This window comes from Paraburkholderia ribeironis, from assembly GCF_900019265.1.
GTDB classification, from domain to species: domain Bacteria; phylum Pseudomonadota; class Gammaproteobacteria; order Burkholderiales; family Burkholderiaceae; genus Paraburkholderia; species Paraburkholderia ribeironis.
On the sequence record NZ_CYGX02000090.1, the window covers coordinates 1 to 243 of the forward strand.

The 243-nt window shown below is 58.4% G+C and carries 1 protein-coding gene; it reads right to left on the minus strand.

Annotated features, from left to right (window positions below):
- A partial coding sequence (locus tag BN2475_RS29495; protein WP_245841675.1) for a DDE-type integrase/transposase/recombinase occupies window positions 1–243 on the minus strand: 243 nt, incomplete at both ends.

Here is a 243-nt window from a genome sequence, read left to right on the forward strand (position 1 = left end):
TGTCTTTAGGCAAGATCCCATCGGCCTTCATTTCGCGCACCGCGCGGTGAGACGCCGCGTAACCGTCCAGCGTGATCGTAGCCGGAGCGCGCCCCTGACTTCTGATCGCCTTCGCAAAGAACGCCTTTGCCGCAGCCACATTTCGCCTGGCGCTGAGTCGAAAATCGACCGTTTTTCCCGCCCGGTCAACTGCGCGGTAAAGATAGACCCATTTGCCACGGATTTTCACATAGGTCTCGTCGA